We start from the raw sequence: 21,164 nt of genomic DNA on the forward strand, positions 1-21,164 counted from the left end.
GTTAACAGTTCTTCCCTCCTCCGCTTCACAGCCTTTACAACTGAGGCACACTACCGGTTGCACCAAAACAGCAATCTGCACCAATTTGGATCACCAAAATAGTGCAGAGGCAGATATTCCTGCAAAATCGTGTCAGCTGGGTTATTTAACCCACTGATTTGGTGTATTTTGCAAAGTTGGCATAATTCTTTCATATGACAAGCCGCAAACACAGGCCCTGCCGCCTGGTAGTAATAAGGAAAAATGATGAAGTCACTGTTAAAAGTTTCTGTGGCCGCGCTGGCGCTGGCCTTCTCCCTCTCTTCCACCGCAGCAGAAAAGAAACTGGTGGTCGCTACTGACACCGCCTTCGTTCCCTTTGAGTTCAAACAGGGCGACAAATATGTCGGCTTCGACGTTGACCTGTGGGATGCGATTGCTAAGCAACTGAAACTCGATTACACCCTCAAGCCAATGGATTTCAGCGGTATTATCCCGGCACTGCAGACCCGCAACGTCGATCTGGCGCTGGCAGGGATCACCATTACCGAAGAGCGTAAAAAGGCTATCGAGTTTTCTGATGGCTATTACAAAAGCGGTCTGCTGGTGATGGTGCGTAACAATGAGAACGACATCAAAGGCATCAGCGATCTCAGCGGTAAAGTGGTCGCCGTGAAGAGCGGCACCGGCTCGGTTGATTACGCTAAAGCCAACATCAAAACCAAAGATCTGCGTCAGTTCCCGAACATCGACAACGCCTACATGGAACTCGGTACCAATCGCGCTGACGCGGTACTGCATGATACGCCAAACATTCTCTACTTCATCAATACCGCCGGTAAAGGCCGCTTCAAAGCGGTAGGCGAATCAATTGAAGCGCAGCAGTACGGTATCGCCTTCCCGAAAGGCAGCGACGATTTGCGTGAAAAAGTGAACGGCGCGCTGAAAACCATCAAAGAGAACGGCACCTACAATCAGCTGTATAAAAAATGGTTCGGTACCGAACCTAAATAACAATTTGCAGCAGCACTAACTTTTCAGCAGGGAAACTTTTTCCCTGCTTTTTTCCATCGCAACATATCTGGAGTCACACCATGGAGTTTGACTGGAGCGTCATCTGGCCCGCCATGCCGGCGCTGCTTGAAGGCGCAAAGATGACCTTAATCATCTCAATCATCGGCCTGGTTGGCGGGTTAATTATCGGCCTGGTGGCCGGTTTCGCCCGCGCTTACGGCGGCTGGATCACCAACAACATCGCGCTGGTGTTTATTGAAATTATCCGCGGCACCCCGATTGTGGTGCAGGTGATGTTTATCTATTTCGCCCTGCCGATGGCCTTCCCTGACCTGCGTATCGATCCGTTCAGCGCGGCGGTGGTGACCATTATGATTAACTCCGGCGCCTACATTGCGGAAATTACCCGTGGTGCGGTGCTGTCGATCAACAAAGGCTTCCGCGAAGCGGGGCTGGCGCTCGGTCTGTCGAGCCGCGAAACGCTGCGCTATGTGATTATGCCGCTGGCGCTGCGCCGCATGTTGCCACCGCTGGGTAACCAGTGGATTGTCAGCATCAAAGATACTTCGCTGTTTATTGTTATCGGTGTCGCTGAACTGACACGTCAGGGTCAGGAGATTATCGCCGGTAACTTCCGCGCTCTGGAGATCTGGAGCGCCGTCGCGATCATCTATCTGGTGATTACGCTGGTGTTGAGCTTTGTGCTGCGCCGTGTTGAGAAAAGGGTGAAAATCCTGTGATTGAATTTAAAGATGTTTCGAAGCATTTTGGCCAGACCCAGGTGCTGCATAATATTGACCTGAAGATTAACCGGGGCGAAGTGGTGGTGATTATCGGGCCGTCCGGCTCGGGCAAATCGACTCTGCTGCGCTGCATTAACAAGCTGGAAGAGATCACCAGCGGCGAGCTGATCGTCGACGGTCTGCGGGTCAACGATCCGAAAGTAGATGATCGCCTGATCCGTCAGGAAGCGGGCATGGTCTTCCAGCAGTTTCACCTGTTTCCACAGATGAGCGCGCTGGATAATGTGGCTTTTGGTCCGATCCGGGTGCGTGGCGCCAGCAAAGAGGCGGCCCGCCAGCTGGCGAAAGAGCTGCTGGGCAAAGTGGGGCTGGCTGAGCGCGCGCACCACTTCCCGTCTGAGCTTTCCGGCGGTCAGCAGCAGCGGGTAGCGATTGCCCGGGCGCTGGCGGTGAAACCCAAAATGATGCTGTTCGATGAGCCTACCTCGGCGCTGGACCCGGAGCTGCGTCATGAAGTGCTGAAAGTGATGCAGGATCTGGCAGAAGAAGGCATGACCATGGTAATCGTGACCCACGAAGTGGGCTTCGCGCAGAAGGTAGCATCGCGTCTGATCTTCATCGACAAGGGTCGTATCGCGGAAGATGGCGATCCCGACAGCCTGATCAGCAATCCGCCCAGCGATCGTCTGCGCGAATTCCTGCAGCACGTCTCCTGATGACGGGCGGGCCGCCCTGCCGGCCCGCTTTTCCTGCCTGTCCCGCGCCGTCGCCGCGGCAGATTAATCCTCATTAACCACGTTAATATCAATCGCCTGACTATACTTTCCCTCTTGTGAAGCACGCGCGTAGCTAAGGAGAGAGCCATGTCGTCAGCCTGCCCACCCCGCCCCGTTGTGTGGCGCTGGATCCTGCTGTTCCTGATGTTATTTAGCCTGGCACCACAGGCTCCGGCGGTCACTTTACCGCAGGCGGCAGTTGCCGCGCAGCAAACCAGCAAAGGGTCAGGCGATCAATCCAGCCAGCCCGATCCCGACCAGCAAAAAGCGGCATACGCCGCACTGGCCAATATCCTTGAGAATGAACAGTCACGGCAGGCGCTGATTGAGCAGTTGCGTCACGTCTCGACCTCGCCGTCTGCCAGCGCTGCGCCGGAGTTGCTGCCGCCCGTTGCGGAGCAGGAAGATAAAACGGTGTTGCAGGGGCTGACCGAGGTTACCCGCGAGTACGGCGGCGTGGTCGCCTCGCAGTTCGTGCGGCTGCATGACAATATTGTCAAAGCGCCTCATAAGACCTTTAATCCCACCACCTTTATCAACGCGCTAAACCATTTTGCGGGCCTGGCGCTGGCGATGTTCGCCTTCTACTGGCTGCTGCGCCGCCTGGTCTATCCGATCTATCGCCGGCTGGGCGTCTGGGGACGGCATAAAAACCGCGATCACCGTAACTGGCTGCAGCTGCCCGCCGCCATCGGCGGTGCATTTATTATCGACCTGCTGCTGCTGGCGCTGGCGCTGTTTGTCGGTCAGATCATCAGCGACAACTTTCACAGCGACAACCGCACCATCGCCTATCAGCAAGGGCTGTTCCTCAACGCCTTCGCCCTGATTGAGTTTTTTAAAGCACTGCTGCGCCTGATTTTCTGTCCGCACTTCCCGGCACTGCGCTTTTTCCATCTTACCGACAGCCGCGCTGCGTACTGGAATACCCGGCTGAGCTGGCTGAGCGGGGTGATGGGCTACGGCCTGCTGGTGGTGGTACCGATTGTCAGTAATCAGGTCAACGTGCAGATTGCCGCACTGGTCAACATCATCATCATGGCGATCATGACCAGCTGGGCGCTGTATCTGATCTTCACCAACAAGCGCAGCATCCATAACGCGCTGATCGGGCTGGCCGACCGCAGCATGGCGTTCTTCGCGCTGTTTATCCGCGCCTTCGCCGTGATCTGGCACTGGCTGGCCAGCGCCTATTTTATTGCGCTGTTCCTGTTCTCGATTTTTAATCCCGGCGACAGCCTGAAATTTATGATGTCCGCCACGGTACGAAGCCTGGCGATCATCGGTATCGCCGCCTTTGTCTCCGGAATACTGACCCGCTGGATTAGCAAAACCATCATCCTGTCGCCCGATTTACGGCGTAACTACCCGGAACTGCAAAAGCGCGTCAACGACTGGGTCAAAGCATTGCTCAAGCTGGCGCGCGTGCTGACGGTGTTCGCCACCCTGCTGCTGCTGCTTAACGCCTGGAACCTGTTTGATTTGTGGCACTGGCTGACGGTCGGGGCCGGGGAAAAAATGGTGGATGTGCTGATCCGCATCGTAATGATTGTGCTGCTGTCGGCCGTTGGCTGGACCGTGCTGGCCAGCCTGATTGAAAGTCGGCTGGCTTCGGATTCACATGGCCGTCCGATGCCCAGTGCCCGTACCCGCACCCTGCTGACCCTGTTCCGCAACGCGCTGGCGGTGGTGATCAGCACCATCACCATTATGATCCTGCTTTCTGAGATTGGGGTGAACATTGCGCCGCTGCTGGCTGGCGCCGGTGCGCTGGGGCTGGCAGTCTCTTTCGGTTCACAGACGCTGGTGAAAGATATTATTACCGGTATCTTTATCCAGTTCGAAAACGGCATGAATACCGGCGATCTGGTGACCATCGGCGCGATTACCGGCACGGTAGAGCGGATGTCGATTCGCTCGGTCGGCGTGCGCCAGGATACCGGTGCTTATCACATCATTCCGTGGTCATCGATTACCACTTTTGCCAACTTTGTGCGCGGCATCGGTTCGTTTGTCGCTAACTATGATGTGGATCGCAATGAGGATAGCGAACGCGCTAATCAGGCGTTGCAGGCAGCAGTGAAAGAGTTACTGGAGAATCCGGACATTCGCGGCATGGTGATTGGTGAGCCGGGCTTTGCCGGTCTGGTGGGACTGACCAACCAGGCGTTTACGGTACGCGTCTCGTTTACCACTCAGCCGCTCAAACAGTGGACGGTGCGTTTTGCGCTGGATGATAAAGTGAAGAAGCACTTTGACGCCGCCGGAATTAAAGCGCCGCATCACACGGTGCAGGTGATGCAAACCGCCGGTGATGTTGCCGGGGCCGCCGCGTTACCGGCGTTGCCGTCACCGCCATAAGTTCAGCGCGGGCCATCCGGCCCGCCCTGCGGGTTAACGACTTAACACTTTGCTGCGCTGCGCGGCAGGCATAAAACTCCACGCCAGGAAACGGCTCTGTTTCTGGCCCTGCGCCATATTCACCACCCGGACCTCAGCAACATCAAGCGCCCGCAACTGCTTTTCCAGCGTGGCCAGATTCTCTTTACGCGACACCAGCGAGGTGAACCAGACCACCTGACGGCCCAGCGCCACGCTTTCGCCGATCATCTTACCGACAAACGCCTTTTCGCCGCCAACGCACCAGAGTTCGTTATGCTGACCGCCGAAGTTAAGCGGCGCAGCTTTATCGAGGCCGAGATTGCGCACTTTACGCTGCGATCCGGCCGCCGCTTCCTCTGCCGAGGCGTGGAACGGCGGATTACACATCACCGCGTGGAAAAATTCGTTTTTGCTGACCACGCCGGCCAGCACCGCATCGCTGTTTTTCTGACGACGCAGGCGGATCTGGCGCGCCAGGCCAGGATTAGCCGCGACAATCCGGTTAGCCGCTTTGATCGCCGCCTCATCAATTTCGGTGCCGGTGAAGCGCCAGCCATATTCTGCTGCGCCGATCAGGGGATAGATGCAGTTTGCGCCACAGCCAATATCCAGCACGTCGACGGTCGGAATCACCCCGTGGTTATCCAGCGCCAGCAGATCGGCCAGGTAGTGCAGGTAATCCGCCCGTCCCGGCACGGGTGGACAGAGCGATCCCGGCGCCAGCTGCCAGTCGATGCCGTAAAACAGCTTAATCAGCGCCTGATTGAGCAACATCACCGCATCCGGGTCCGCAAAGTCGATTGAATCGACGCCATAACCGTTAGGCCGCACTTTGGCCGCCAGCGGCGGATGCGCAGCGGTTAACGCGGCAAAATCGTATTCGCCCTGATGGCGATTGCGGGCGTGGAAAGGCGACGAGCTGGCTGACTTTTTCATACGTTCTCTCAATTATTCAGGCGCGCGTACAATACGCTGTGAGCGACGGAAAATAAACCCGCACAATCCGCTTACCCGATTCGGCTGCCGCCAGACGATGCTGTCGGGCTAAGATGGATAAAATCCCCCACCGGAGAGGTTATGACGCATAAACGCTATTCCTATCAACCGCGTGCCGGCCACGGTCTGCCGCACGATCCCCTGAACGCCATCATCGGCCCGCGTCCGATTGGCTGGATCAGTTCGATCAGCGCCAGCGGCCAGCGCAATCTGGCGCCCTACAGTTTTTTTAACTGCTTCAACTACCATCCGCCGATCATCGGTTTCGCCAGCAGCGGCTGGAAGGACAGCGTGCAGAACATTGCGGATACCAAAGAATTTGTCTGGAACCTGGCGACCCGGCCACTGGCTGAAGCGATGAATGAAAGCTCAGCGTCGCTGTCAGCCGATCAGGATGAGTTTGCCTATGCCGGACTGACGCCGTTACCGGCATCGCAGGTCAAAGCCAGCCTGGTCGGCGAAAGCCCGGTTAACTTCGAATGCCGGCTGACCCAGCTGATCCAGTTACAGGATGCGCAGGGAAAGCCGATTGAGAGCTGGCTGGTGCTCGGCGAAGCGGTGGCGATCCACATCAGTGAAAACCTGCTGGAAGCGGGCATTTATCAGACCGCCAAAGCCGAGCCGATTCTGCGCGCCGGTGGGCCCAGCGCCTACTACGGCATCAGTGAAGCGCAGCGCTTTGATTTAGTCCGTCCGGACGCGCGCCGCGGCTGATGATCACAGCGCATCGACCGGATGCGCTTTGATTTCGCTCACCGCCCGGGCGATGTCCGGTGCCAGCCAGCGGTCCTGCTGCCAGCTTGCCACGCTCTGCCGCAGTCGTCGCCAGGCATGTAAGGTGCCACTGGCCAATCGCGCCTCGCCGTGAAATTCCAGCGCCTGCGCGGCCAGCAGATATTCGATAGCGATAATGTGATCAACATTACTCACCAGCTTCAGCAGTTTCAATGCCGAGCCGGTGCCAAGGCTCAGATGATCTTCCTGCAATCCGGAGGTGACGTAGTTGTCCAGCACCGCCGGTTGTGCCAGCTGCCGGTTTTCAGCACAGAGTGATGCGGCGACATACTGCGCAATCATCATGCCCGAATTAACGCCCGGCTGTGCCACCAGAAACGGCGGCAGGCCACTCACCAGCGGATTCACCAGCCGATCGAGCCGCCGCTCAGCAATACTGCCCAGCTCCGCCAGCGCAATCGTCAGTACGTCACAGGCCATTGCCACCGATTCACCGTGCGGATTGGCCTGCGAAATGACCCGCCACGCCTGCGGTGTGCCGAGCACCAGCGGATTGTCGGTGCAGGCATTCAGTTCAGTCTCCACCTGACGCTGCGCGTGATCGAACTGATCGCGACAGGCACCGTGGACCTGCGGCATCGCGCGCAGACTGAGCGCGTCCTGGGTACGAATGCCCTGACTCTCGTTTAAAACCGCACTGTCCATTAACAACCGGCGTAAACGTTCGCCGCTGCGCTGAATACCGGGACTGGCTTTCAGCGCCAGCACCTCAGGATCAAACGCCGCCAGCTGACCGCGTAACGCCTCGAAACTCATCGCCCCGGTGATATCCGCCCAGTCCAGCAGACGTTCTGCGTCGTCGAGCGCCAGACAGGCCAGACCGGTCATGCACGGCGTGCCGTTGACCAGGCTCAGCCCCTCTTTTGCACCTGGCCGGAAAGGGGCCAGTCCATTGCGTTCCAGCGCCTGCTGCGCCGGCATCAGATGCCCTTCCCACTCCACCTCACCCACACCCATCAGCGCCAGGCTGATGTGTGCCATGTGAGTCAGATAGCCCACCGACCCCTGCGACGGCACCTGAGGCGTAATCTGCAAATTGAGCAGCGCCAGCAGCCGCTCCACCAGCACCACCGACACGCCCGATTTGCCATGGCTGTAGTTGGCGATCGCGGCGCACAGAATGGCGCGGACTTCCGGTTTGCCAAGCGATGGCCCGACACCACAGGCGTGACTGAGTAAAGTGTTGCGCGACAGCTGGCTCAGTTCATCGTCCGACAACGTGATGTTGCATAGCGCCCCCAGGCCGGTATTAATGCCGTAGGCCACCTGACCTGCCGCCACGATATTGCCGACGATTTCCCGGCCCTGCGCAATGCGCTGCCAGGCACTGTCGCTCAGCGCTAGCGTGGTGCCCTGCCGCGCCACCTTAACCACATCCCGCCACTGTAACGGCGTATCGCCCCAGACAAGGGTCTGACTCATAGCACCGGCTCCACCTGATGATGACTGGAAATAAACTGTTGAAACCGCGCCGAGCCTTGTTCGCCGAACATTTCCTGCGGCGTGCCCTGACAATCGATGGTGCCCTGATGCATAAACACCACCCGGTTAGAGACGTTGCGTGCAAATCCCATCTCATGGGTTACCACCAGCATGGTGCGTCCCTCCTCCGCCAGGCTGCGCATGACTTTCAGGACTTCCCCGACCAGCTCCGGATCGAGCGCCGAGGTCGGTTCATCAAATAGCATCACGTCCGGATCCATGGCCAGCGCGCGGGCAATGGCGACTCGCTGCTGCTGCCCGCCGGAGAGCTGCGCCGGATAAAAATCCTTGCGGTTCAGCAAGCCGACGCGGTCCAGTAGCTTTTCGGCTTCAGCGATGCAGGCTTTTTTGTCACGCTTCAGCACGTAATGCGGCCCTTCAATCACATTTTGCAGCACCGTCAGGTGCGACCAGAGATTAAAGCTCTGAAACACCATGCCGAGCCGTGAGCGCAGCCGCTCAATCTGGCGCGGATTCGCCGCCAGCTGATGACCGCGGGCATGACGTTTCATCTCAATGGTTTCGCCGCCGACGCTGACCACACCGGCATCGGGCGTCTCTAACAGGTTAATGCAGCGCAGCAGGGTACTTTTTCCCGAGCCGCTGGCACCCAGAATCGAGATCACGTCCCCCTGATGCGCCTGCAGCGAGATGCCTTTCAGCACCTCCATTGCGCCAAAGGATTTATGGATATCGCTGGCCGACAGCGTGATGGGTGGCAGGGTTGACATTTTATTCTCCTCCGGGGATCGGCTTAGCGACCGGTAACGGCTTTTTTGCCGGTTTATGCACCGGCGTCAGACGCCGTTCCAGCAGGGCATACAGTTGAACAATAATGAAATTGAGGATCAGGTAGATCGCAGCGGCACAGAGAAACACCTCCATGGTGCGGTAGGTACGCTGAATGATCTGCTGCGCCACGCCGGTGACGTCCCACACAGTGACCAGGCTGGCCAGCGCGGTCGATTTGACCAGCAGAATCGCCTCGGTCGAGTAGGCTGGCAGTGCGTAACGCAGCATCACCGGCGCGATAATCCTTCGCAGCAGCAGGCCGCGCGACATGCCACAGGCCATGCCCGCTTCCACCTGACCTGGCGGCACCGCCAGCAATGCGCCACGCAGAATCTCGGCGGTGTAAGCGGCGGTACAGAGCGACAACGCCAGTACCGCGCAGCTAAAAGGTTCCCGCAGAAATGGCCAGACGAAACTGTGGCGGATCACGCCAAACTGCCCGAGTCCGTAATAGATCAGAAACAGCTGAATCATCAGCGGCGAGCCGCGAAACACCAGGATGTAGCCGCGAGCAAACGCGCTCAGCAGTCGCCAGCGGCTCATCCGTAACGCCAGAATACCGACCGCCAGCACCCCGCCACACAGGAAGGCGCTGATAAACAGCCCCAGCGTCACCGGCAAGGCGGCGCTCAGCCGAAGAAAGGTGTCACTGAGAAAGGCAAAATCGATCATGATCAGGCTCCTTAATGCTGGGCAGCGGTGCGGCTTTGCCAGGCACGGCCAAGGCGGGATTCGGCCCGCAGGAAGGCGCGGTTCGACAGCAGCGTCAGCGCCAGATAACAGGCGCCGCCGACCAGGTAAAAGGTGAAGTAATCGCGGGTGGAACCGGCGGCGATCTGACTGGCGCGCATCAGCTCCACAATGCCGGTCACCGATACCAGCGCCGAATCTTTCAGGCTCATCTGCCAGACGTTTGACAGCCCCGGCAGCGCATAGCGCGCTACCTGTGGCAGCAGGATGCGCTGACGAATACGCCAGCGCGGCATGCCGATGGCAACCGCAGCTTCAATCTCTCCTTTCGCCAGCGCCAGACGGGCGGCACGGTAGACTTCTGCCTGATAAGATCCGGAGATCAGCCCGATAGCCAGCGCGCCGATCAGAAACGGTGGCGCTTCGATAAACCCGTCAGCGCCGAACAGCTGCCCGACCTGGGTGATCAATCCCGAACCGCCGAAATAGAACAGATAGATCACCAGCAGTTCCGGGATGCCGCGAAAGATCACCGAATAGCCTTCTCCCATCCAGCGCACGGCCCGGTGCGGCGACAGCTTCGCCGCCGCCACGCCGGAACCGACCACCGCGCCGACCAGCAGTGCGGCAAAGGAGAGCAGCACCGTGGTCAGCGTAGCGCTCAGGATTAAGCGCCCCCAGCCGTCGGCACCAAAACTCAGCAGGCTTATCATGATTTACCTCACTCAGGGTGTAACGTCAGTTTTGAACCACTTCTCGCTCAGTTTTTTTACCGTGCCGTCGGCCAGTGCCGCCTTGATCGCCTGGTCGAGTCTGGCTTTCAGATCGTTATCCGCCATCCGCACGCCCATCGCTTCCCCCTCGCCCCAGATCGGACCGCCCAGTTGCGGGCCGCTAAAGCTGAGGTTGCTATTGTCGGGACGCGCCAGCATTGACTGTGCAAACGTCACGTCGTCAAACACGGCATCGATACGGCCCGCCTGTAAATCGAGAATCGCATCGGCGGAGCTGGTGTACTCGCGGACATCCGCGACATCTTTGAAATATTTATCGATGAACGGCGTGTATACCGTGCCGGAGGCGATACCGATGCTTTTCCCCTTCAGCGCTGCTTTCAACGAGGCAATGGCGGTTTCAATCTGTTGCGGGTCATCATGCAGCTTGACGATCTGCGTATCAGCAGGCAGCAAACTGCCCTTAACGCTGATAAAGGTGGCGGGCGTTGAGGCGTAAGGCACGGTGAAGTTCACCACCTTCTTGCGATCGGGGGTAATGACAATCGCGTCCATGATCACATCATATTTTCCGGCGTTGAGGCCGGCGATCATCCCGTCCCAGTTCTGCACCACCAGCTTGCACTGGATCGCCATACGCTGGCACAGGTCAGCCATCAGTTCCGGTTCAAACCCGCCCAGCTTGCCGCCTGGCAGCGTGAGGTTCCAGGGTTCGTAACTGCCTTCGGTAGCAATAGTGATCGATTTCCACTCTTTCGCCTGGGCAGTAACGCCACAGAGCAACAGGCTGGAAGCAAGGGTCGCGAGTGTTAAATGACGAAGGATCGGACGGTGTGTCATACGGTTCTCCTGAAAAGTAGCGGCCTGGTGATCGCCCTGGCAAGATTTAACAAAAATTTCACAGGATGATATGTCATGTATATACAAGTTAACGTGGCGCAGTTCATTGCCGTCTTTATCGTTTTGTGAGCCAGACAGGAATTATTCCGCGCGATTGTCAGCCGTTGCACTTGTACATACAACTTAGCAAAGCTTATGCCAGCTCTGGTTTTACGCTGGGAAAGGGTGCAACGGCGGACGACACGTCAGTCTGTGTCCGCCGTTGCACCGGATCAGCGCACCACTGCACCCGCTCAGTGCAGTCGGCTATCAGGCGCTGGCCTGAGCCAGCATGCGCTGAATCAGCGCTTTGAGAAGTGTTTGCAGCTGAGTTGCACGTGCCTGCTGCCAGGCGTAAGGCGGCGTTTCATCCATGTAGTTGAGCTGCGCCAGTTCCAGCTGTACCGCCTCAATCTGCTGCTGCGGCTGGCCGTAGGCGCGGGTGATATAGCCGCCCTTGAAGCGGCCATTGATCACCCAGCTGTAGTCACTTTGTGCGGCGCACACCGACTGAATCGCCCCGATCAGCGCGGGACTGCAGCTGACACCGTCGTTGGTCCCGATATTAAGATCGGGCAGTCGTCCCTCAAACAGGCGTGGGATAGAGCTGGCAATCGAGTGCGCATCAAACAGCAGCGCGTAACCGTGCTGCGCTTTTAGGCGCGCCAGTTCCTGCTGGATCTGCTGATGATAGGGATGCCAGATCTGGTCGATATAGCCCTGACGCTGGCCCGCATCCGGCGTTTTGCCTGGCGCAAAGGTGGGCGTCCCGTCAAACAGCGTCTCCGGGAACAGGCCGGTGGAGGCAGTGGTGTAGAGCGGCTGGTTATCCGGCGGCCGGTTGAGATCGATCACGTAACGGGAATAGTGACCAATCAGCACGCTGGCCCCGAGATCCCGCACGAAATCGTACAGCAGCGGAATGTGCCAGTCGGTGTCCGGCAGGCCGCGTGCAGCCTCGCTCAGCCCGGCTTCAACCTCCGGCGTCAGCTGGGTACCGGCATGCGGGATGCTGACCAGTAGCGGCAGCTTGCCCTGAGTAAAATGAAAAGCCTTCATTGACGTTCTCCACGATAGATAACGGTACAGGGCAGCTCGCCACCCAGCCAGTAAACCAGTTCCGCCGGACGTGCCAGCGGCCAGTGGACGAAGTTCGCCACTTTTCCCACTTCAAGCGAGCCGTGACTGCTGGCTAATCCCAGCGCCTGGGCACCGTATAACGTGACCCCGGCCAGCGCCTCTTCCGGCGTCATGCCAAACAGCGTACAGCCCATGTTCAGCATCAGGCGCAACGACAGTGCCGGCGAAGTGCCCGGATTCGCGTCACTGGCCAGCGCCATCGGTACGCCGTAGCGACGAAACAGCGCCACCGGTGGACGCTGGGTTTCACGCAGCAGATAGAATGCGCCGGGCAGCAATACCGCGACCGTGCCATGCTGCGCCATCGCCTGCGCATCTGCTTCGGTAGCATATTCCAGATGATCGGCCGACAGGGCACCAAAGCTCGCCGCCAGTGTGGCTCCGCCCAGCGAAGAGAGCTGCTCGGCGTGCAGTTTCACCGGCAGGCCCAGCGCTTTTGCCCGTTCAAACACCCGCGTCACCTGCTGCGGTGAAAACGCCAGATGCTCGCAAAACGCATCAACCGCATCTGCCAGCCCCTGCGTTTTGACCTGCGGCAACAGGCGATCGCAGATGATATCGATCCAGCCCCCGGGATCGTGCCTGAACTCCGGCGGAAACGCATGGGCAGCCAGACAGGTCGCCAGCACATCGGCGGCGACGCTGTCACCGAGCCGGCGAATCGCGCGCAGCATGCGCAATTCACTCTCTTCATCAAGCCCGTAGCCGGACTTGATCTCCACGGTGGTGACCCCTTCCGCCAGCAGACGATCGAGCCGCCAGCGCGCCGACGCCACCAGCTGATCTTCGGTGGCGCTTCGGGTGGCGCGCACGGTAGAGAGAATGCCGCCGCCCTGAGCCGCAATTTCCGCATAGCTGACGCCATTCAGGCGCTGTTCGAACTCCTGGCTGCGATCGCCGCCAAACACCAGATGAGTATGACAATCCACCAGGCCCGGCGTAATAATGCCGCCGGCCAGGCGGTGATGCTGTTCAGCCTGGAACGCGGGCATCTCTGCCTGCGGCCCGACCCATACCAGCTTGCCCGCCCTGACGACCAGCGCGCCCTGCGGGATCAGATGGTACTTACCGCCGCGCATGGTCACCAGATCGGCACCGGTCCAGACACTCTCTACCTGCATATCCTCTGCCATCGCTGCCTCTTGCCTCCGCCGTTTACACTGTGCGTTAAAGTATGTATATGTATATACAACCACATCCGTTGAGGATCAACCATGGCGACTTTTTTTGCCCCGCGCGCAATGCTGGCTGAAGGCTGGCGACAACAGGTTCGTATCTCGGTCAATCCGGCCGGTTTTATCGAGGCTATTACGCCCGACAGCGATGCCGGAGAAGCGATCCGGCTGGATGGCGAGGTGATCCCGGCGATCGCCAATCTGCATTCGCACGCTTTTCAGCGCGCCATGGCAGGCCTGGCCGAAGTCGCAGGCGATCCGCAGGACAGTTTCTGGACCTGGCGCGATCTGATGTACCGGATGGTGCAGCGCCTGACGCCGGAACAGGTTGGCGATATTGCCGCCCTGCTCTACATCGAGATGCTGAAAGGCGGCTACAGCCAGGTGGCGGAATTTCACTATCTGCATCACGATCCTGACGGCACGCCCTACCCCGATGACGCGATGCTGCAACAGCTGATCCGCGCGGCCGAAGTGGCGGGTATTGGGCAGACTCTGCTGCCGGTGCTCTACAGCTACAGCGGGTTTGGTGCACAGCCGCCGACAACCGGACAGAAACGCTTTATTCAGCAAACCGATCGCTATCTGCAGCAGCAGTCCCGCCTGCATCAGTTGCAACGCAACCGGCCGCTACTGAATGCGGGACTCTGTTTTCATTCGCTGCGCGCGGTGAGTGAAAGCCAGATGCAGCAGGTGCTGGCGGCCAGTGACCCGACTCTGCCGGTGCATATTCACGTCGCGGAACAGCAAAAAGAGGTCAATGACTCGCTGGCGTGGAGCGGAGAGCGGCCGGTGTCGTGGCTGCTGAATCGCTTTGAGGTCGATAGCCGCTGGTGCCTGATTCACGCCACCCATCTCGATCAGAATGAGCTGTCGCGCCTCGCCGCCAGTGGTGCGGTGGCCGGGTTATGTCCGACCACCGAGGCCAATCTGGGCGACGGCATTTTTCCGGCGGTGGAGTATATCGCGCAGGGCGGACGCTGGGGCATTGGCTCCGACAGCCACGTTTCGCTGAGTATTAACGAAGAATTACGCTGGCTGGAGTATGCCCAGCGGCTGCGCGACCAGCGCCGCAATCGCATCACCCTGCCGGACCAGCCTTCGGTCGGCGATCTGCTGTGGCAGCAGGCCGCGGCAGGCGGCGCTCAGGCGTGCGGCATTCAGCAGGGTTCGCTGGCAGTGGGACAGCGGGCCGACTGGCTGGTGCTGCGCGACGAGGCGTGGCTCGGCAGTGTCGATCAGCGTTCGGTGCTGAATCGCTGGCTGTTCGCCGGTCAGCGCGATCAGATCCGTGACGTCTACGTCGCCGGCAATGCGGTGATCAAAGAGGGCTATCATCCGGCGCAGGCTGCCTGTGCGGCCCGGTTCAGCCAGGCGATGGCGGCACTGCGATGATTACCCGATTTGCTTATGCTGACTTAGCGGTCAGTCGCTGGCGTAACGGCGGCGGAGAGACCCGCGAGCTGATCGGTTATCCGCCCGGCGCGGCATCGTTTGAATGGCGCGCCAGCATCGCGACGCTGGCGCAGGATGGGCCGTTCTCCGCCTTTCCCGGCATTGATCGCATCATCACCCTGCTGCACGGTGACGCGGTCATACTGACCGGCCCCGGCGTGCAGCACCGCTTAACGCCGTTGCAGCCCTGGGCGTTTGCCGGTGAACTGGCGTTAGATGCCCGGCTGGAGGGAGGGATCAGTGAGGATTTTAATATCATGACCCGACGCGGGAAGTGGCAGGCAACGGTTGAGGTGGTGACCGATGCGGTCAGCAGCCCGCATGGCGTCGCCTGGGTGCTGGCGGGCCAATGGCAACTGGCGGACGGCGAGCGGCTGGAAGTGCAGCACGGGATCGGCTGGGCAGACCAGCTTACCGGGCTGCGCCCAATCGGAGCGGATGCCCGGCTGCTGCTGACCCGGCTTAGCCGTGTCCCTTAAACCGGCCCAGCAGTTTATAGCGTGAGCCGGGATAGAGCAGGCGCGCATAGGTAACGATTTTGTTGTCGCTCCAGGTCTGACGGCGGATCAGCAGACAAGGCTCATGTTCCTCCAGCGCCAGATGTTTACGCTGGCGCGCGTCGGGCAGCACCGCTTCAACAATGTGCTCGCCCGCGGTCAGCGGCGCGACCCGCATCAGATAGGTATAAGGCGTCTGGCTGTGGTAATCCTGGGTCAGATAATCGGGCGCGACCAGCGGGTTAACCAGCCGATCCTCCAGCTGCACCGGCAGCTCATTTTCATAATGCACAATCAGCGAATGGTAGAGCGTCTGCCCGGTGGAGAGTCCCAGCACCGCCGCCTGCTCAGGATCGGCTTTATTCTGGCCGATGGCGAGAATTTTGCAGCTATGCTGATGCCCGCGCTGGGCGATCTCGTCGGCGATGTTATGCACCTCCAGCATCGCGGTGTAGCCTTTCATCTCGGCGACAAAAGTGCCGACGCCCTGCATCCGCACCAGAAACCCTTCGCTGGTCAGCTCACGCAGCGCCCGGTTAATCGTCATCCGGCTGACGCCCAGCTCATTCACCAGTTCACTTTCTGAGGGCACTCGCTGGTTAGCCTTCCAACGTCCCTCCCGAATCTGGCTGACAATTGCCTGCTTCACACGCTGATAAATCGGCGCGGGTTCATCGCTCATGGCCGCAGCCAGTTGTGCCAGTGCCGTATGCTCGACCATTTGCTGTTCCTTATCCTGATAATGCCTCAAGTTTACTGTCTCGCTGCGTGAATGTATATACATCCGTCACCGCCGGTTGCGCCTCATCAGTGCAGGCGACGCATCGGGCTGGTGCAGGCGCTGCGTCACAGTTTGCCGGTAACCCATGGCTGGCGGGTGATGCATTTTTGTGATCGGTCCGGCACGGCCCTTGCTACTTGTATAGACAAGAATAGACACTTATGCTTCACTCGCATTATCCCGCTGGATCAGGGCAATGAACATCGCTTAGCCACGCCAGCACACTTGTATAGACAGGAGTAGAGTATGTCAGGATCGTCGCAGCGATTACACCTGGTGCCAGGCGAGGTGGATCTCGCCACATTACGCGCTATCTATCAGGGTAACGTCACCCTTAGCCTTGATCACCAGGCGCGCCAGGCCATTGCAGACGCGCAGCAAACCGTCGAGGCGATTGTCGCCTCCGGCAAGGTGGTGTACGGCATTAACACCGGTTTCGGCAAACTGGCGCAGACGCAAATCCCGGCCGGCCGACTGGCCGATCTGCAGCGTAATCTGGTGCTGTCGCACAGCGTCGGCCTCGGCGAACTGCTGCCGGACAACGTGACCCGTCTGGTGGTCGCCACCAAAATTATCAGCCTGGCGCGCGGCCACTCCGGCGTGCGTATCGAACTGGTCGAGGCGCTGCTGGCGCTGTTTAACGCCGGCGTTATGCCCTGCATCCCGGAAAAAGGCTCGGTGGGCGCTTCCGGCGATCTGGCACCGCTGGCCCATATGTCGCTGATGCTGCTGGGTGAAGGTCAGGTGCGGCTCAACGGCGCGCTGATCCCGGCGACGGAAGGCCTGGCATCGGTAGGGCTGTCGCCGTTTGTGCTCGGCCCGAAAGAGGGCCTGGCGCTGCTCAACGGCACTCAGGTCTCGACCGCGCTGGCGCTGCGGGGCCTGTTTGAAGCTGAAAACCTGTTTGCCGCCGGACTGATGGCCGGTGCGCTGTCGCTGGAAGCGATCAAAGGCTCGCTGAAGCCGTACGACGCCCGCATTCATCAGGCGCGCGGTCAGCAGGGGCAGATTGCCGTGGCCGCCGCGGTCAGCGCCCTGATTGAAGGCAGTGAAATCCTCACCTCCCATGCCCACTGCGGCCGGGTGCAGGACCCCTACTCGATTCGCTGCGTACCGCAGGTGATGGGCGCCTGTCTCGATAATCTGTGCCACGCGGCGCGGATATTGCAGATTGAAGCCAACGCCGCTTCCGATAACCCGCTGGTGTTCAGCGACAGCGGCGATGTGATCTCCGGGGGTAACTTCCATGCTGAGCCGGTGGCCTTTGCCGCAGATATCCTGGCGCTGGCGATTGCTGAAGTCGGGGCGATATCTGAACGTCGCCTGGCACTGCTGCTGGATACCGGCTTATCCGGTCTGCCACCGTTCCTGGTGCGTGACGGCGGGGTGAACTCCGGCTTTATGATCGCCCAGGTCACTGCGGCGGCGCTGGCCTCCGAGAACAAATCACTGGCACATCCCGGTAGCGTAGACAGCCTGCCGACCTCCGCCAATCAGGAAGATCACGTGTCGATGGCGACCTACGCTGCCCGCCGCCTCGGCAGCATGTGTTTCAACAGCGCAGCGGTCGTTGGCATCGAAGCGATGGCAGCGGCGCAGGGCATTGAATTTAACCGACCGCTGAAAAGCTCACCAACACTCGAGCAGGCGATTGACCTCATCCGCCAGCGGGTGGCCTTCCTGGAAGAGGATCGCCTGCTGGCACCCGATATCGACGCGATGCGTCAGTGGGCAAGTCGCGCTGACTGGCCTCAGGCTCTGACCGCGCTGCTGCCCAGCCTGCGCGCCCTCTCTTCTGCTGAATAAGGAATCTGTAATGAGCGAAACCCTGTCTCAGGCCGTGGCACGCGAGATTCGTGCTCCGCATGGCACCACCCTGCACTGCGCCAACTGGCTGATTGAAGCCGCTTACCGGATGATCCAGAACAACCTCGATCCTGACGTTGCCGAGCGGCCGGAAGATCTGGTGGTTTACGGCGGCATTGGCAAAGCGGCGCGTAACTGGGAATGCTTCGAGCAGATCCTGCGCTCACTCAGGGCGTTACAGCCTGATGAGACGCTGCTAATCCAGAGCGGCAAGCCGGTCGGGGTGTTCCGTACCCACGCCGACGCGCCCCGCGTGCTGCTGGCAAACTCCAATCTGGTGCCGCACTGGGCCACCTGGGATCACTTCCATGAGCTGGATAAGGCGGGCCTGATGATGTACGGCCAGATGACCGCCGGTTCGTGGATCTACATTGGCGCGCAGGGCATCGTCCAGGGCACCTATGAAACCTTCGTCGAAGCGGGACGTCAGCACTACAACAACGATCTGAGCGGACGCTGGATACTGACTGCCGGTCTGGGCGGGATGGGTGGTGCACAACCGCTGGCTGGCGTGCTGGCAGGTGCCTGCGTGCTGGCCATTGAGTGCCAGGAGTCGCGCATCGATTTTCGTCTGCGTACCCGCTACGTCGATCATAAAGCCACCTCGCTGGATGAGGCTCTGGCGCTGATTAACGAGGCAACCGCGGCGAAAAAAGCCATTTCGGTCGGGCTGCTGGGCAATGCCGCCGAGATCCTGCCGGAGCTGGTCAAACGTGCCAGAGCGGGCGGACCGAAACCGGACATCGTCACCGATCAGACCTCGGCCCACGATCCGATCAACGGCTATCTGCCGATTGGCTGGGATCTGGCGCGCTGGCAGCAGGAGAAGGTGTCACAGCCTAAAGCGGTAGAGAAAGCGGCGCGCGCCTCGATGGCAGTTCACGTGCAGGCGATGCTCGACTTCTGTCATATGGGCATTCCGACCGTCGACTACGGCAACAACATCCGTCAGGTGGCGCTGGATGAAGGGGTCGCCAACGCATTCGACTTCCCGGGCTTTGTCCCGGCCTACATCCGTCCCCTGTTCTGTGAGGGCAAAGGACCGTTCCGCTGGGTGGCGCTGTCGGGCGATCCGGAAGATATCTACAAAACCGACGCCAAATTAAAGCAGCTGTTTCCGCAGCATAAAACCCTGCATCGCTGGCTCGACATGGCGCAGGAGCGCATCGCCTTCCAGGGATTGCCGGCCCGCATCTGCTGGCTCGGCCTCGGCGAACGTCATCTCGCTGGCCTGGCTTTCAACGAAATGGTGCGCAATGGCGAACTGAAAGCGCCGGTGGTGATTGGCCGCGATCATCTCGACTGCGGCTCGGTCGCTTCACCAAACCGTGAAACAGAAGCGATGAAAGATGGCTCGGATGCGGTGTCAGACTGGCCGTTGCTCAATGCGCTGCTTAACACCGCTGGCGGTGCGACCTGGGTCAGCCTGCATCACGGCGGCGGCGTGGGAATGGGCTTCTCACAGCACGCGGGGGTGGTGATTGTCTGCGACGGCAGCAAAGAGGCGGATGCGCGACTGGGTCGGGTATTGTGGAACGATCCGGCGACCGGCGTAATGCGCCACGCCGATGCTGGTTATCAACAGGCGCAGGCCTGTGCAGAGCAACACGGCCTGAATCTGCCGATGCTGCAGAAGTAACCTACCGTCGGGGTCAGCGCCAGGCTGGCCCCGCTTTTACCCGCTTCGCCCTGCCTCGTTGGCCACCGTTACTTATTAGTTATTCCATTTTGATTTAGCCTATAGCCAGATTTCGCCCTAACGGTAATAGACGCCGCGCGTCCCGACCACTAAAGTGAAATCTTCTCATTCTGTCAGGAGCACGTTTCTGCATGACCCTTTCCCCCGCCCTGCTTGAAGATGCCCTGCACTGGCGTCGCCAGCTCCATCGCCAGCCTGAATTAGGCTACCAGGAGCATCACACCAGTGATCTTATCGCCCGCGAACTTGAGCTGACCGGATTACAGGTGTTTCGTGGTCTGGCAGGTACCGCAGTGATTGGCACGCTGGAGAATGGCCCCGGTCCGGTTATCGGGCTGCGTGCCGACATGGATGCGCTGCCGATCACCGAAAAAGGTGAGGTCGAGTGGCGATCCGCGACGCCGGGCGTGATGCACGCCTGCGGTCACGATGGTCATAGTGCCATTCTGCTGGCCGCTGCCCGCCAGCTGGCGGCGACACGCCAGTTCAGCGGCACGGTGCACTTTATTTTTCAGCCCGCCGAGGAGAATCTGGGCGGTGCGCGCAAAATGGTTGAAGAGGGATTGTTCCAGCGATTCCCGATGGATGCGGTTTACGCCATGCATAACTGGCCGGGCCTGCCGCTCGGGTCGCTGGCGGTTAATCCCGGTGCGATGATGGCCTCGCTTGATTCGTTTGAAATCACCCTGCACGGCAAGAGTTGCCACGCGGCGATGCCGGAAAGCGGTGCCGATCCGATGGTGGTCGCGGCTGAGCTGATCCTGGCGCTACAGACCATTCCGTCACGCCGTCTGTCACCGCTTTCTTCTGCGGTGGTCAGCGTGACGCAGATCCACGGGGGCGAGGCGATCAACGTCATCCCGGAACAGATTGTGTTGCGCGGCACGGTACGCTGCCTGCAACCGGCAGTGCGCGATAAAGTGCGGGCACTGATCGATGAGTTTGTGGCGACCCTGCCCCGACCGTTTGGGGTGAGCGGCGAAACCAGCTGGCTACCCGGCTATCCGGTGACGGCCAACCATGCCGCGCCGGCAGAGCAGGTTCGCGCGGTGGCGCTGGCGACGCTGGGAGAAGAGAATGTTCACTGGCAGGTCAATCCTTCGATGGCATCAGAAGATTTTGCCTGCATGATGGAAGCCTGTCCGGGAGCTTACTTCTGGCTCGGCGCCGACGGTGAAGAGCCTTCGGCGCCGCTGCACAATGCCCGCTACGATTTTAATGATGCGTCACTGCCGATCGGTATCCGCTTCTGGCAGAACCTGGTTGAACAGGCACTGCCGATCGCCTGA

General features: G+C 59.7%; 19 protein-coding genes. 10 read left to right on the forward strand and 9 right to left on the reverse strand.

The window, feature by feature from the left end; genetic code table 11:
• The first annotated feature begins 246 nt into the window (after nucleotides 1-246).
• From glnH to ybiO, 4 genes are all read left to right on the forward strand, one after another.
• Nucleotides 247-993, forward strand: a complete 747-nt coding sequence (gene glnH / locus ABIB18_RS01950; protein WP_031377031.1) for a glutamine ABC transporter substrate-binding protein GlnH — start codon at nucleotides 247-249, stop codon at nucleotides 991-993.
• 80 nt (nucleotides 994-1,073) lie between these two features.
• A complete protein-coding gene (gene glnP / locus ABIB18_RS01955) occupies nucleotides 1,074-1,733 on the forward strand; it encodes a glutamine ABC transporter permease GlnP (protein ID WP_031377032.1) in 660 nt (219 codons plus the stop codon).
• On the forward strand, nucleotides 1,730-2,452 hold the full coding sequence (gene glnQ / locus ABIB18_RS01960; RefSeq protein WP_031377033.1) for a glutamine ABC transporter ATP-binding protein GlnQ: 723 nt from the start codon (nucleotides 1,730-1,732) through the stop codon (nucleotides 2,450-2,452). Before glnP ends, glnQ begins: the two co-directional genes overlap by 4 nt.
• 147 nt (nucleotides 2,453-2,599) lie before the next feature.
• Nucleotides 2,600-4,873 (forward strand): mechanosensitive channel protein, encoded by a 2,274-nt coding sequence (gene ybiO / locus ABIB18_RS01965; protein ID WP_089561111.1) that lies wholly within the window; start codon nucleotides 2,600-2,602, stop codon nucleotides 4,871-4,873.
• A gap of 33 nt (nucleotides 4,874-4,906) precedes the next feature.
• Here the strand turns inward: ybiO and rlmF are convergent, their stop codons facing one another.
• On the reverse strand, nucleotides 4,907-5,830 hold the full coding sequence (gene rlmF / locus ABIB18_RS01970; protein WP_354473571.1) for a 23S rRNA (adenine(1618)-N(6))-methyltransferase RlmF: 924 nt from the start codon (nucleotides 5,828-5,830) through the stop codon (nucleotides 4,907-4,909).
• 141 nt (nucleotides 5,831-5,971) lie between these two features.
• On the opposite strand from rlmF, the gene ABIB18_RS01975 reads away from it, so the two are divergent.
• Nucleotides 5,972-6,604, forward strand: coding sequence for a flavin reductase family protein (locus ABIB18_RS01975; RefSeq protein WP_031377036.1), 633 nt, complete (start codon nucleotides 5,972-5,974; stop codon nucleotides 6,602-6,604).
• Between the two features lie 3 nt (nucleotides 6,605-6,607).
• On the opposite strand, the gene ABIB18_RS01980 is transcribed toward ABIB18_RS01975, so the two are convergent.
• From ABIB18_RS01980 to hutI, 7 genes are all read right to left on the reverse strand, one after another.
• Nucleotides 6,608-8,107, reverse strand: a complete 1,500-nt coding sequence (locus tag ABIB18_RS01980; protein WP_354473572.1) for an HAL/PAL/TAL family ammonia-lyase — start codon at nucleotides 8,105-8,107, stop codon at nucleotides 6,608-6,610.
• Nucleotides 8,104-8,898, reverse strand: a complete 795-nt coding sequence (locus tag ABIB18_RS01985) for an ABC transporter ATP-binding protein (protein ID WP_354473573.1) — start codon at nucleotides 8,896-8,898, stop codon at nucleotides 8,104-8,106. Before ABIB18_RS01985 ends, ABIB18_RS01980 begins: the two co-directional genes overlap by 4 nt.
• A 1-nt stretch (nucleotide 8,899) precedes the next feature.
• Nucleotides 8,900-9,631, reverse strand: a complete 732-nt coding sequence (locus tag ABIB18_RS01990) for an ABC transporter permease (RefSeq protein WP_031377039.1) — start codon at nucleotides 9,629-9,631, stop codon at nucleotides 8,900-8,902.
• Between the two features lie 11 nt (nucleotides 9,632-9,642).
• Complete coding sequence (locus tag ABIB18_RS01995; RefSeq protein WP_031377040.1) at nucleotides 9,643-10,362, reverse strand: ABC transporter permease; 720 nt, start codon at nucleotides 10,360-10,362, stop codon at nucleotides 9,643-9,645.
• A 12-nt stretch (nucleotides 10,363-10,374) separates the two neighbouring features.
• A complete protein-coding gene (locus ABIB18_RS02000) occupies nucleotides 10,375-11,223 on the reverse strand; it encodes a transporter substrate-binding domain-containing protein (RefSeq protein ID WP_069728076.1) in 849 nt (282 codons plus the stop codon).
• Nucleotides 11,224-11,532: 309 nt separating this feature from the next.
• On the reverse strand, nucleotides 11,533-12,321 hold the full coding sequence (gene hutG, locus ABIB18_RS02005; RefSeq protein ID WP_354473574.1) for an N-formylglutamate deformylase: 789 nt from the start codon (nucleotides 12,319-12,321) through the stop codon (nucleotides 11,533-11,535).
• On the reverse strand, nucleotides 12,318-13,535 hold the full coding sequence (hutI, locus tag ABIB18_RS02010; RefSeq protein ID WP_069728074.1) for an imidazolonepropionase: 1,218 nt from the start codon (nucleotides 13,533-13,535) through the stop codon (nucleotides 12,318-12,320). The genes hutG and hutI overlap by 4 nt, the downstream gene beginning before the upstream one ends.
• Nucleotides 13,536-13,616: 81 nt before the next feature.
• Between hutI and ABIB18_RS02015 the strand changes: the two genes are divergently transcribed.
• The gene (locus ABIB18_RS02015; protein ID WP_354473575.1) at nucleotides 13,617-14,972 is read left to right on the forward strand and encodes a formimidoylglutamate deiminase; all 1,356 of its coding nucleotides are present in this window, start codon (nucleotides 13,617-13,619) and stop codon (nucleotides 14,970-14,972) included.
• Nucleotides 14,969-15,511 (forward strand): HutD/Ves family protein, encoded by a 543-nt coding sequence (locus ABIB18_RS02020; RefSeq protein WP_046288431.1) that lies wholly within the window; start codon nucleotides 14,969-14,971, stop codon nucleotides 15,509-15,511. Before ABIB18_RS02015 ends, ABIB18_RS02020 begins: the two co-directional genes overlap by 4 nt.
• Here the strand turns inward: ABIB18_RS02020 and hutC are convergent.
• A complete protein-coding gene (gene hutC, locus ABIB18_RS02025) occupies nucleotides 15,495-16,250 on the reverse strand; it encodes a histidine utilization transcriptional repressor HutC (protein ID WP_031378058.1) in 756 nt (251 codons plus the stop codon). The two genes, ABIB18_RS02020 and hutC, sit on opposite strands and share 17 nt — an antisense overlap.
• Before the next feature lie 306 nt (nucleotides 16,251-16,556).
• On the opposite strand from hutC, the gene hutH reads away from it, so the two are divergent.
• From hutH to ABIB18_RS02040, 3 genes are all read left to right on the forward strand, one after another.
• Entirely contained in the window at nucleotides 16,557-18,116 is a 1,560-nt protein-coding gene (gene hutH, locus ABIB18_RS02030) for a histidine ammonia-lyase (RefSeq protein WP_046288432.1), read from the forward strand.
• Nucleotides 18,117-18,126: 10 nt separating this feature from the next.
• On the forward strand, nucleotides 18,127-19,815 hold the full coding sequence (gene hutU, locus ABIB18_RS02035) for a urocanate hydratase (RefSeq protein ID WP_031378059.1): 1,689 nt from the start codon (nucleotides 18,127-18,129) through the stop codon (nucleotides 19,813-19,815).
• A 191-nt stretch (nucleotides 19,816-20,006) separates the two neighbouring features.
• Nucleotides 20,007-21,164, forward strand: coding sequence for a M20 aminoacylase family protein (locus tag ABIB18_RS02040; protein ID WP_354473576.1), 1,158 nt, complete (start codon nucleotides 20,007-20,009; stop codon nucleotides 21,162-21,164).

Origin of the sequence: Pantoea sp. UYEF8 (assembly GCF_040546285.1) — a bacterium.
GTDB classification, from domain to species: domain Bacteria; phylum Pseudomonadota; class Gammaproteobacteria; order Enterobacterales; family Enterobacteriaceae; genus Pantoea; species Pantoea brenneri.

What these genes read in the sequence shown, in the direction of transcription:
- rlmF (WP_354473571.1), bottom strand. Translation starts at nt 5,830, where the DNA reads ATGAAAAAGTCAGCCAGCTCGTCGCCTTTCCACGCCCGCAATCGCCAT.
- ABIB18_RS01990 (WP_031377039.1), bottom strand. Translation starts at nt 9,631, where the DNA reads ATGATCGATTTTGCCTTTCTCAGTGACACCTTTCTTCGGCTGAGCGCC.
- hutI (WP_069728074.1), bottom strand. Translation starts at nt 13,535, where the DNA reads ATGGCAGAGGATATGCAGGTAGAGAGTGTCTGGACCGGTGCCGATCTG.
- ABIB18_RS02000 (WP_069728076.1), bottom strand. Translation starts at nt 11,223, where the DNA reads ATGACACACCGTCCGATCCTTCGTCATTTAACACTCGCGACCCTTGCT.
- ABIB18_RS01980 (WP_354473572.1), bottom strand. Translation starts at nt 8,107, where the DNA reads ATGAGTCAGACCCTTGTCTGGGGCGATACGCCGTTACAGTGGCGGGAT.
- glnH (WP_031377031.1), top strand. Translation starts at nt 247, where the DNA reads ATGAAGTCACTGTTAAAAGTTTCTGTGGCCGCGCTGGCGCTGGCCTTC.
- ABIB18_RS01995 (WP_031377040.1), bottom strand. Translation starts at nt 10,362, where the DNA reads ATGATAAGCCTGCTGAGTTTTGGTGCCGACGGCTGGGGGCGCTTAATC.
- hutG (WP_354473574.1), bottom strand. Translation starts at nt 12,321, where the DNA reads ATGAAGGCTTTTCATTTTACTCAGGGCAAGCTGCCGCTACTGGTCAGC.
- glnP (WP_031377032.1), top strand. Translation starts at nt 1,074, where the DNA reads ATGGAGTTTGACTGGAGCGTCATCTGGCCCGCCATGCCGGCGCTGCTT.
- ABIB18_RS02040 (WP_354473576.1), top strand. Translation starts at nt 20,007, where the DNA reads ATGACCCTTTCCCCCGCCCTGCTTGAAGATGCCCTGCACTGGCGTCGC.
- ABIB18_RS01975 (WP_031377036.1), top strand. Translation starts at nt 5,972, where the DNA reads ATGACGCATAAACGCTATTCCTATCAACCGCGTGCCGGCCACGGTCTG.
- ybiO (WP_089561111.1), top strand. Translation starts at nt 2,600, where the DNA reads ATGTCGTCAGCCTGCCCACCCCGCCCCGTTGTGTGGCGCTGGATCCTG.
- ABIB18_RS02015 (WP_354473575.1), top strand. Translation starts at nt 13,617, where the DNA reads ATGGCGACTTTTTTTGCCCCGCGCGCAATGCTGGCTGAAGGCTGGCGA.
- ABIB18_RS02020 (WP_046288431.1), top strand. Translation starts at nt 14,969, where the DNA reads ATGATTACCCGATTTGCTTATGCTGACTTAGCGGTCAGTCGCTGGCGT.
- hutU (WP_031378059.1), top strand. Translation starts at nt 18,127, where the DNA reads ATGAGCGAAACCCTGTCTCAGGCCGTGGCACGCGAGATTCGTGCTCCG.
- ABIB18_RS01985 (WP_354473573.1), bottom strand. Translation starts at nt 8,898, where the DNA reads ATGTCAACCCTGCCACCCATCACGCTGTCGGCCAGCGATATCCATAAA.
- hutH (WP_046288432.1), top strand. Translation starts at nt 16,557, where the DNA reads ATGTCAGGATCGTCGCAGCGATTACACCTGGTGCCAGGCGAGGTGGAT.
- hutC (WP_031378058.1), bottom strand. Translation starts at nt 16,250, where the DNA reads ATGGTCGAGCATACGGCACTGGCACAACTGGCTGCGGCCATGAGCGAT.